Source organism: Coleofasciculus sp. D1-CHI-01 (assembly GCF_040218875.1).
Classification (GTDB): domain Bacteria; phylum Cyanobacteriota; class Cyanobacteriia; order Cyanobacteriales; family Coleofasciculaceae; genus Coleofasciculus.
Genome location: NZ_JAVJQP010000164.1, coordinates 1 through 10,585 on the forward strand (window position 1 = coordinate 1; position 10,585 = coordinate 10,585).

General features: G+C 46.5%; 8 protein-coding genes. 4 read left to right on the forward strand and 4 right to left on the reverse strand.

What is annotated here, in order from left to right:
- Positions 1–187 precede the first annotated feature (187 nt).
- Positions 188–2,440 carry a molybdopterin oxidoreductase family protein gene (locus tag RIB93_RS28975; RefSeq protein ID WP_446378205.1) on the reverse strand — a complete coding sequence of 751 codons (2,253 nt, stop codon included), beginning with the start codon at positions 2,438–2,440 and terminating at the stop codon, positions 188–190.
- A 158-nt stretch (positions 2,441–2,598) separates the two neighbouring features.
- Here RIB93_RS28975 and RIB93_RS28980 point away from each other — a divergent pair, with 158 nt between their 5' ends.
- Positions 2,599–2,724, forward strand: coding sequence for a hypothetical protein (locus RIB93_RS28980; RefSeq protein WP_446378207.1), 126 nt, complete (start codon positions 2,599–2,601; stop codon positions 2,722–2,724).
- A gap of 158 nt (positions 2,725–2,882) precedes the next feature.
- Here RIB93_RS28980 and RIB93_RS28985 read toward each other — a convergent pair whose 3' ends face one another.
- From RIB93_RS28985 to RIB93_RS28995, 3 genes are all read right to left on the reverse strand, one after another.
- A complete protein-coding gene (locus RIB93_RS28985) occupies positions 2,883–4,406 on the reverse strand; it encodes an MFS transporter (RefSeq protein ID WP_446378209.1) in 1,524 nt (507 codons plus the stop codon).
- Between the two features lie 451 nt (positions 4,407–4,857).
- Positions 4,858–5,802 (reverse strand): cupin-like domain-containing protein, encoded by a 945-nt coding sequence (locus tag RIB93_RS28990; RefSeq protein ID WP_446378211.1) that lies wholly within the window; start codon positions 5,800–5,802, stop codon positions 4,858–4,860.
- 91 nt (positions 5,803–5,893) lie between these two features.
- Entirely contained in the window at positions 5,894–6,061 is a 168-nt protein-coding gene (locus RIB93_RS28995) for a hypothetical protein (RefSeq protein WP_446378213.1), read from the reverse strand.
- Positions 6,062–6,258: 197 nt separating this feature from the next.
- On the opposite strand from RIB93_RS28995, the gene RIB93_RS29000 reads away from it, so the two are divergent.
- The 3 genes from RIB93_RS29000 to RIB93_RS29010 all read left to right on the forward strand — a co-directional run bounded on the left by RIB93_RS29000 (position 6,259) and on the right by RIB93_RS29010 (position 10,136).
- Positions 6,259–7,944 carry a GH3 auxin-responsive promoter family protein gene (locus RIB93_RS29000; protein ID WP_446378215.1) on the forward strand — a complete coding sequence of 562 codons (1,686 nt, stop codon included), beginning with the start codon at positions 6,259–6,261 and terminating at the stop codon, positions 7,942–7,944.
- A gap of 143 nt (positions 7,945–8,087) precedes the next feature.
- Positions 8,088–9,032: a 2-keto-4-pentenoate hydratase gene (locus RIB93_RS29005; RefSeq protein WP_446378217.1), complete on the forward strand. Its 945-nt coding sequence runs from the start codon at positions 8,088–8,090 to the stop codon at positions 9,030–9,032.
- Positions 9,033–9,335: 303 nt separating this feature from the next.
- A complete protein-coding gene (locus RIB93_RS29010) occupies positions 9,336–10,136 on the forward strand; it encodes a class II aldolase/adducin family protein (RefSeq protein ID WP_446378219.1) in 801 nt (266 codons plus the stop codon).
- Positions 10,137–10,585 lie beyond the last annotated feature (449 nt).

Genomic DNA, 10,585 nt, shown 5'->3' on the forward strand with positions numbered 1-10,585 from the left:
ATTAGCATTGTAGGGGCGACCCGCTTGCATCAATTCACAACGGCGTCCACTCAATTGACTCGGGTCGCCCTTTACTCAATGGCGCTGTTGATAACCTGGTGGGTTACGGCGGATATAGGATTAAAGGGTTCGTTTTTTTAAGGGAGCACCGCCTAACCCACCCTACTGGTGGACACTCAAATCGGAATTATTTGCCCAAAATCGACTGTTGCTCAACCTCCTGTTCCCATAACACCTCTGCGGACTCTGGGACTAAACTCAACTGCACCGCACAGGCTTTTAACTCCGGTTGCCCAGAATCCGGACAAGACTCTGGATGGGTTAAGGCGTTCGCTTCTGAATTCGCTGCCCACAACGCCCCCCAATGCATCGGCACAAATACTGTCCCTGGCGCGATCGCTTTCGTTACCTGAGCCGGAAACCGACTTTTGCCCCGGCGCGATCGCACTTCCACCCAATTCCCCTCTTCAATCCCCAATTTCTGGGCATCACGGGGATGGATTTCCAAAAACGGTTGCGGATGCATTTGCTGAATTTTGGGGATACGACCCGTCCGAGTTTGGGTGTGCCAGTGACCATAAAGGCGTCCCGTTGTCAAGACTAAGGGATAATTCGGATCAGGGGGTTCTGCTAATCCCCGTGAATGATACGCGGCAAACTTTGCCCGTCCATCGGCGGTAGGGAAGCGCCAATCTGTATATAATCGTTTTGCATTAGTCGGGGCGGGTTTAGTCACCTTAGAGGTGGGCAAAACCTTATCGGTAAAACCCGCCCCTACATCCGGGTTTTCCTCCGGATGGGGCCACTGAATCGGACTCTCCTGTAACTGCTCATAGCGAATACCTGTCATATCGCAAACCCGCCCACGGGTGAGTTGCACGAACTCCCGATGCACCGCCGCCGAATCCGCAAAGTCAAACTGTTCCGTAAACCCTAAACGCCGCCCAACTTCGGCAAAGATTTCCCAATCGGCTCTAGATTCGCCAACTCGGTTGCGGAATTGGGGACATAAGGTTACTACCCGTTCAGAATTCGTCATCGTTCCCGTTTTTTCACTCCACTGAGCCGCAGGAAGTAAAACATGAGCATAGGCAGCGGTTTCTGTGGGATAATAGGCGTCTTGATACACCGTAAACGGGGACTGCCTCAACGCCGCTTTCGTGCGTTCTAAATCTGGCATACTCACCGCCGGATTTGTCGCCGCAATCCAAAGGAATTCGACTGCACCTGTCTCTAAGCCCAGGATCATATCCCAAGCCGTTAAACCCGGTTCAGGGGAAATTTGTCCCGGCTTCAGTCCCCACAATTGTTCCAATTCGGCTCGATGTTGGGGATTCTTCACCAACCGATAACCGGGGAGAATATGCGCTAATCCCCCCGCTTCTCGTCCCCCCATGGCGTTAGGTTGTCCGGTGAGGGAAAAGGGTCCAGAACCGGGTCTACCAAGGGTTCCGGTCATCAGGTGTAAGTTAATTAATGTGCGGACTTTCGCGGTTCCTTCTGAGGATTGGTTCATCCCCATCGACCATAAGGATAATACCCGTTCCGCATCCCCCCAATATCGAGCCGCCTTTTCCAGTTCATCTAACCGAATCCCACACTTACGCGCTACGAGTTCGGGGGGATAATGGCGAATGATATCGGCGTAGAGGGGAAAATCTCGCGTACAGTCATCAATAAATAGGGTGTTAATTTTTCCCCAACGCATCAGTAAATGGGCAATTCCATTCAGCAGATCTATATCCGTACCCGGTCGAATCGCTAAATGCAAATCAGCCGCTTCTGCGGTTGAGGTACGGCGGGGGTCAACCACAATCATTTTCACCTTACGGTTCTTTTTACAATGCTTGTGTAGGCGATTAAATACAATTGGGTGACATTCGGCTGTATTTGTACCAATTAAAAAGGCACAATCCGTTTGTTCTAAATCCTCGTAGCAACAGGGGGGACCATCTGACCCGAAACTCTGGATATAACCTGAGACGGCGGAAGACATACAGAGGCGAGAATTGGCATCAAAATTGTTTGTACCCAGACAGCCTTTGAGTAATTTTTGGGCTATATAATAGTCTTCCGTTTGAAATTGACCGGAACCGTACATACAGATGGCTTCAGGTCCTTGGGTAAAGCGGACGGTTTGCAGTTGCACGACGATGCGATCGAGGGCTTCATCCCAACTGACTCGTCGAAAGGGCTGATCTAGGGAGTCTCGCATCATCGGATATTTGAGACGATTTTTATCTAAGGATTCGCTGATTGTCGCTCCCTTGACACAAACCTTTCCCTGGCTGGAGGGATGATCGCGATCGCCCCGTACTCGCCAAATAGGTGTTCCTTCGCTGTCGCGATGAGTGGCTTTACCGGATTGGGCGGGTGGCGTTACCTCTAAACCACAGCCGACACCGCAATAGGGACAAAGTGTTTTTGTTGAGTTAGTCATAGATTTTTTCAGGGAACAGGGAACAGGGAACAGGGAATTAAGATTTAGAATTCATATTTTTTTGACTATCTTTGGGTTCAGGTTAAGGAAATAAAAGTGTTGATTTGGTATAAACAGCCACAAAAACTTATGGGATATGAAAAAATTACATTGGAGAAATGCTAATTTTACAGAATGGTGTGAAAATGAAGTGGGCAAACGCGATCGCATCCGAATCAGTCTTCTGGGATGTTGGGTTTCGCGATCGCATCTCAGCCAATCTATTTTCTGTAGCGTATAATTAGTTTCCTTATAATGAATCCCGGCAACGGGATTGAAACAGCGTGGTTTGGCTTCGCTCACCGCTCAATCAAATCATCAAATCCTCCCATAAATCTGTAGAGACGTTGCATGCAACGTCTCTACAAAATGATGCTTCTTCAGCAACCCCTAAATTAATATATTAATGGGTTTGTTCATCCACCAAAACCGGCACACCTTCAACTGGCAATTCGGTTTCTTCACCTTCATGATGTGTCGCAAACGATCCTTTAGGTTCTCTGAGAAAGAACAAACAGAGGAAGGTAACGATTAATGCTGTAATTCCTAAAGTTTGGAAGAAAACGCGGTTACCAAAATCACCTTCTGGGAGCAAGCTAAATAGGGTGAGATAGGCAACAGCACCAACATTACCATACGCCCCCACATTCCCGGCAATCTGACCCGTAACTCGGCGCTTGATTAACGGCACCATAGCAAAAGTAGATCCTTCACCCGCTTGGACAAAGAAGGAACACCCCATGGTGAGAATAACCGCAGCAGGTAGCCACCAACTCCCATTTACGGTACTGAACATCAGATAGCCAATTCCCATGCAACCTGTCAACACTGTCATCGTCCATTTCCGGCTTCCTAAAGTATCTGAAATTAATCCACCACCGGGGCGTGAAACTAGGTTCATAAACGCATAGCTAGCTGCAATCATTCCCGCTAATTGCCTACTCAATCCAAATGTTCCTTCAAAAAAGGCGGGAAGCATGGAAACAACGGCTAATTCTGAACCAAAGTTGACTACATACGTTAATTCCAGAAGGGCGACTTGGGAGAAGTTGTAGCGATCATCAGCAGGATAGCGTTTTTTACTGGTCATTAAATCTTGATTCACATCCCAGCATTTGTAAGCCTGGAACAGATATAACCCCAACAGCGCTAACCAGGTGATAATTAATCCGGTTTGATCTAAGAAACCAACGTTACTTAAACGCCAAGCTAAGACAGCCAGAACCCCCACCAGAGGAACATTCATCAGCATCAGGAATCCAAAGTCCCGCTTGGTGGTGACTTCTAAGCCACCATGACGCTTGGGTTTCTGATAAACTTTACCCGGAGGTGTATCTTGAACGTTTCTATAGTAAAAGACGCCATAGAGTGCAGCAATAATACCAGTGAGTGCGATCGCGAGTCGCCAGTGGATCAATCCACCCCCTGCGCCAATCGTTAATAACGCCGCAATTGTGGGTAGAGCAAACGCAGATGCAGCCGAACCAAAGTTACCCCATCCCCCATAAATTCCTTCAGCCAAGCCAATTTCTTTGGGGGGAAACCATTCCGCCACCATGCGGATACCAATCACGAAGCCTGCACCCACAATACTTAGGGCTAAACGGCTGATCACTAATTGGCTAAAGTCTTGGGCTAAGGAAAACGCCAGACAAGGAATAGCAGCATATATCAGCAACACGGAATAGGTTAACCGTGGACCAAAACGGTCGAGTAACATACCGATAATAATCCGAGCCGGTACAGTCAGCGCTACGTTACAAATCGCCAACGTCCGAATTTGTGCCGCACTCAGCCCTAAGTCTTCTTGTACGGCTGTCGCTAACGGGGCAAAGTTGAACCAAACGACAAATGAGAGAAAGAAGGCGAACCACGTTAGATGTAAGATGCGGTATCGACCGCGAAATGACCATAATTCTTGCAGCATCTTTTACTTAACCTTGTGTAAAAAATTCAGAATGGGGGCAAGTTTAATCGAGCAATTTTTTTATCCATTGAATTCGTCAATTGCTCTCAATTAACCGAAGTAATTTGTTTGCGGTTCCCCGATGTCCGCTACAAGAATCACACCCTTGCCAGAGAGGTTTCGTATATTTAAATACAAAATCTAGATGAATATGCGCTTAATGCATCATGTTTATTCTTTGAGTGCATGATTATCAGTATGTAGTGGCGCAAGGCTTGCGCCCTAAGTTAGATGTTTGGTGGGTTACGGCAGATATCGAATTGAATGGTTGTCCCCTAAATTCAACACTGCCTAACCCACCCTACTGGCTATATTTAGCTATATGTAGGGTGTGTTAGCGCAGCGTAACGCACCTTATATAGCTAAAAACTCGGCTAGGGTTAATCCTTTTGTGGAAATTTGAACCATCGGATTAAATTCTGTACAAGATTTGGCGAATTGTTGATTGGGGATGAGGCTGAACTAAAGCCGTGATTAAATTGCTTCCTATATAAGGAATAGCACAGACAACTCCCAGGATAGACCGCCATCGTTCCCAATTCAGCAAGGCGCGTCTAGCCGGATAAATGCGCCAGAATCGATTGACTGAACACATCATAGTGTTATCAATTCCGCTGACATCATGCCACCATCCAGCAGGTAAATAAAGTGTTTCTCCGCGTTCTATAATGACCTCTTGTTTATGTTCTAGGGCTGGCTTTAATTTAGGAAATGTGTCAAAATCGGGATCATCTAAAGACACCTGACTAAAACAGCAACGCAACTTCATTCCATGACGTAAATGACCGAGAATGGGAAAGGGATAAAGATTGTAGGTTTGAGAAGGAGGAAACAAAATGATTTTTTTGACGCCATGCAGTTGAATCAAGGTGTTATCCAGGATATCGTAATGCAATCCAGAGCGATGGCTTCCTGAACCCAGGTACATTTTAAAATTGGTGACAGGTTGAGTCAAACCGAGTTTGTCGCCTAAGGTTTTCCAGGTAGAAGTTTGGGTTAGTGGGGTAGTCTTGAGGGGTGCTTTCCCCAGATAAAGATCATTCTCTTGAACTTCGCCACGGCGTAAAAGTTCGGCATAGTCTGAGAATCGCATGGTTTCTAAGGCGACGCCACTACCGACACGAGAATGTTTAGCCTCTCCACTGTTATAATTAGCCCGTTCGTAGTTCCGCACCATAAACTCGCGATCGCTAATTTTTGCACAAAGATAATCCAGCGTCCAGTCTGGTTCATTCTCCAGCAATCCGGTAATCACGACAGGTGTACCCGTTTGTTGATAGCGTTGGCGAAAGGCGTCTGGCGTGAGGGTAGATATATCGACACGCGCTACAGAGGATATCGTTGGGTTCATTAGCATATCAAACTCCTGAGAAAAGATTATCAATTGTCAGGTAAAGCACTGCAACCTCTAGCATAGGTTGGGAACATTGGAGAAACGGAAACAAAGTCTAAACAAACCGCATCTTGGCAAGGGTTGATATACCGAGTTGCAGTCTAATGTAGAACTTTCTTTTTCCCCCAATTTCCCCATCTCCCCATCTCCCCCTCACCCCATCCAAATCAATATCCCCACTGGCATTAAACATCAGAGATGGGGGCAATATCGGAGAGGACATGGAAAAACTTGACAATTTATTCAAGAAGTGACAATAATAATCAAATTTGTGATCGGTCATTGGCAAACAAGGATAGGAATCTGGACAAGGGTTCGGTATAGAAAAATACCATAAATTGCCGGAAAAATTGCCAAAAATTGATTTGGCTAGCCAGAAACGCTCAATGTCCGCTCAAATTCAACTGGTGTGAGGATGTCATGTCAAACTATATACTGCCCCTGTTAACCACGCTAACCCGACAGGTTAAAGCCAATTTCGTGAACAAGACGCATCAGACGGAGGCGGTACAGGAACGGTTTCTGCTGAAGCTGTTGCGACGGTATGGTAACACCGAACTAGGGCGGAAATGGGGGTTGAGAGAGATTAGAACCATCGACCAATTTCGCGATCGCGTCCCGGTTCTGCCCTATAGTAGTTATGAACCCTACACGGAACGCATTTTCCAGGGTGAGTCGAATATCTTAACCCCTGATCCCGTTGTCTATCTTAATCTCACCAGTGGTTCCACGGGTTCAAAGAAGCTGATTCCTGTTACCAAGCGGTTTCAGACTTCCCTAAGAGGGGCGAATTTAACCAGTATGGGGTTCTTGGCTGATGCGCTGAAAACTCGCCAGCGTCAGTTTGGTAAACTATTGATTACCAACTCCGTGCAACCCCTGGGACAGACGCCAGGAGGGATTCGGTACGGTTATGCCAGTGTGGGTGTGCTGCGGATGGGAAAGTTTCTCTACCAACAACTGTTTGCCCATCCCTTTGAAACCCTGAAACCGGGGGATAGCCTAGCCCGCCATTATGTTTGCTTACTCTTTGCGCTACGCGATCGCACCATGCGGGGGATGATTGCTAATTTTCCCATGCTTCTGCTGCGGACGGCAAGTTATTTGGAAACCTACGCCGAAGATTTAATCCGGGATTTAGAAAAAGGGACAATAGCCAATTGGCTGGACTTAGAATCAGGGATTCGGTCCCAATTAGAGGATCAATGGTCAGCTTATCCCCAACGGGCGCGGGAACTACGAGATATTTTACACCAAGAGGGACGCTTAACGCCGAAACGAGTTTGGTCGGATTTATCCTTTGTCGCCACCGCACGCGGCGGTACATCGGATTTTTACTTTCAGCGCTTTCCAGATTATTTTGAGGATACACCTGTATTTGGCGCGGTTTATTCCTCAGCAGAAGCCACATTTAGTATCTACCCGGATGTAGATACTGATGGGAGTATTTTGGCAATAGAAAGCGGCTTCTTTGAATTTGTTCCCGAAGATCAATGGGACGCTGAACATCCGAAAACCCTCCTGGCGACTGAGGTTAAGGTAGGGGAAAAGTATCGCCTCTTAACCACCAATTATAGTGGGTTTTATCGCTACGATATTGGCGACGTAATCGAAGTTGTGGGATTTTACAATAAGACGCCCTTAATTGTGTTTCGGTATCGTCGCGGGGGAACCATGTCGGCGACAGCAGAGAAGACAACGGAACACCAGGCGACTCAGGTGATGCAAGTCTTACAACAAGAATTTGGTTTACCGTTAGAAGATTTTTGTCTCACGCTATCGGAGAGTATTGTCACCGCCCATTATTTGCTCAATATTGAGTTAGCGCCGGGTCAACGTTTGGACAATCCCCAAGCTTTCTTGGCTAGTTTTGACCGTAAACTGCAAGACGCGAATACGTCTTATGCGGTAAAGCGACCTGATAATTATATCCCCGCACCTCGCCTACGAATATTAGCACCGGGTAGCTTTGCTATTTTGCGTCAGCGTCAATTAGAACGCGGCGTTCCCGATTCTCAGTTAAAGTTTCCTCATATTAGCAATGATCGGCAATTTTTGGCAGGGTTAGAAGTGTTAGCGGAAATCAGATTACCAGAAGGAGATTAAAAAATTGTGTAGGGGCGGGTTTTACTATTATCTTTTCGCTTGCACCCAGATGTAAATAAACCCGCCCCGACTTAGGGTTATAGACTTCCCGTGAAAGGATAGGAAGATAAGGGAACAAACAAATAATCAATGACCAATGACTAATGACTAAACACTATTGGAAATCTGCTATTCTAACAATTTTGTTAGGGAATCAAATTATCGGAATGGCTGCGGTTCGGGCGACAGAAAACCCAAAACGCACGGCTTGCCAAACCAAGGATGAATTGGCTTGTGCTGATGTCGTCATCACGCCGGATTCGCGTTTTTTGGACGCATTAGTCACCCATTACATTAACCGTATTCCTCTGGAAACTGCGCCACCTGACTTAACCGTAACCGAAGCCGAACAAATCCGCGATCGCTTCATAGAAAGACTCACTCCTATTTTAGGACAAAGTATCGGATATAAAGCCGGACTTACGAATAAAACCGCGCAAGAACGGTTTAATGTCTCTCATCCATTACGTGGGATTCTTTTAGAACAAATGCTGCTACCCAGTGGGTCAATTGTCCCCGCCAATTTTGGCGCACGTCCCCTGTTTGAAGGCGATTTAATCGTCAGAGTTGGAAGTGATGCGATTAATGACGCCACAACTCGCCAAGAGGTTTTAGCCGCCTTAGATGCCGTCATTCCCTTTATTGAACTGCCGGATTTAGTCTATGACTCTGGGGTAAAATTAGACGCCGCTGACCTAATAGCAATTAATGTGGGGGCGCGTTTAGGAATTGTGGGCGAACCCATTCCCCTGGCGGCTACTCCAGAATGGCAAGAACGGTTAGGTAAAATTCAAATAGTGATTTTAGATGAAACCGGAAAGGAATTAGCCACAGGCACAAGTAATGCATTATTAGAACACCCCTTAGACGTAGTTTTATGGTTGCGAGATGATTTGCAATCCGTAGGAAAGCGACTGAAACCAGGCGATTTATTATCCTTAGGAACAATAACCCCATTAATGCCCGTAGAATCAGGAAAAACCATTCGCGCCCAATATTTCGGTTTAACGGAACAGGAGGCTGTTGAACTATCCGTAACTTTTGAATAAAACCGATTCGTAGTTGCGCTTATCGTTGCGCTTGTAGTTGCGCTTTAGCGCCCTAAACGTTAAAACACCAACCATAAACACTCAAATCATATTATATCCTCACAATTGCTCCTAATTGCAATACTGTAAAAGCCATCATTTCAGAAATTTTTATTCAGGGATATTTAACCGAACATGATATCAGTGCCATTTTACTTCAGTATCAGGGCGCACGGAGCGTGCACCCCCACGGGAAATGTAGGTTAAACCTTGATAAAATAGTCAAATCTATTTTTATCTACCGACTGAATCTACTAACTACCTATGGTTTCTTCAATTGATCCCAAATTAGCCATTCAAACCTCAAAATCAACCCAACTCCCCCAACCGCCAACCTTTACCTCAAAAGAAGCGGAACGCCTGCACCGCCAACAACACTTAGCCGCCGCCTTCCGTCTATTTGCCCGCTACGGGTTTGATGAAGGAATTGCTGGACATATCACAGTGCGTGACCCCGAATTCACCGATCATTTCTGGGTCAATCCCTTCGGCATGTACTTCGGTCATATCCGGGTTTCTGATTTGATATTAGTTAATCATAACGGTGAAATTGTCAAGGGGGACAAACCTGTCAACGCCGCCGCCTTTGCGATTCACGCCCAAATTCACCAGGCTCAACCTGATGTTATCGCCGCCGCCCATGCTCATTCTCTCTATGGTAAAAGTTGGTCTACGCTGAAACGTCCCCTTGACCCCATCACTCAGGATGCTTGTGCCTTCTATGAGGATCATGCCCTGTTTGAGGACTATACGGGTGTTGTTTTGGATACATACGAAGGTGAACGTCTGGCGGAAAGATTAGGCAAGAAGAAAGCGATTATTCTGTGTAATCATGGTTTATTAACGGTGGGACATTCAGTCGATGAAGCCGCCTGGTGGTTTATCGCCATGGATAGATGCTGTCAAGCGCAATTAATGGCGGAAGCGGTGGGTAAACCTAAGTTGATTAATCCAGATACGGCAAAGTTGACCCATAGCCAAGTGGGTTCTCATTCTTTGGGTTGGTTTAGCTTTCAACCCCTTTATGAGATGATGATTAAACAAGAACCCGATTTATTGGATTAATAAGGAAATCCGGCGGAGGAACAGAGGAATGTGTAGAGACGTGCTTTTGAAGCGTCTGGCTTTACTGCTTGGCATTTTCCCCCTCATCCCCTAACCCCTTCTCCTACACCTGTCAGCCTCTTGCTCCCCTCTCCCAAGCTTGGGAGAGGGGCTGGGGGTGAGGGCTGACGTGGGAGAGGGGCGCAAAGCTTGCGCCCGATTTAATCGTCAAATCTATTCCACAATTTTAGCTGTGTCATGCCGCAATTTTGGGCAAAAATTAAAAGTTAGTCAGGGCGGGTTTTGCCTAAAAGTTATCAGCAATGGCAACATGAAATTTCCTAAACCCGCCCCTACAAATATCGGGTTTTGCAGAAAGGTTATCAGCCATGGCAACACGAAATTTCCTAAACGCTTTACTGCTTACGTAGAGAAACTGTAGGGGCGCAAAGCTTGCGCCCGATTTAATC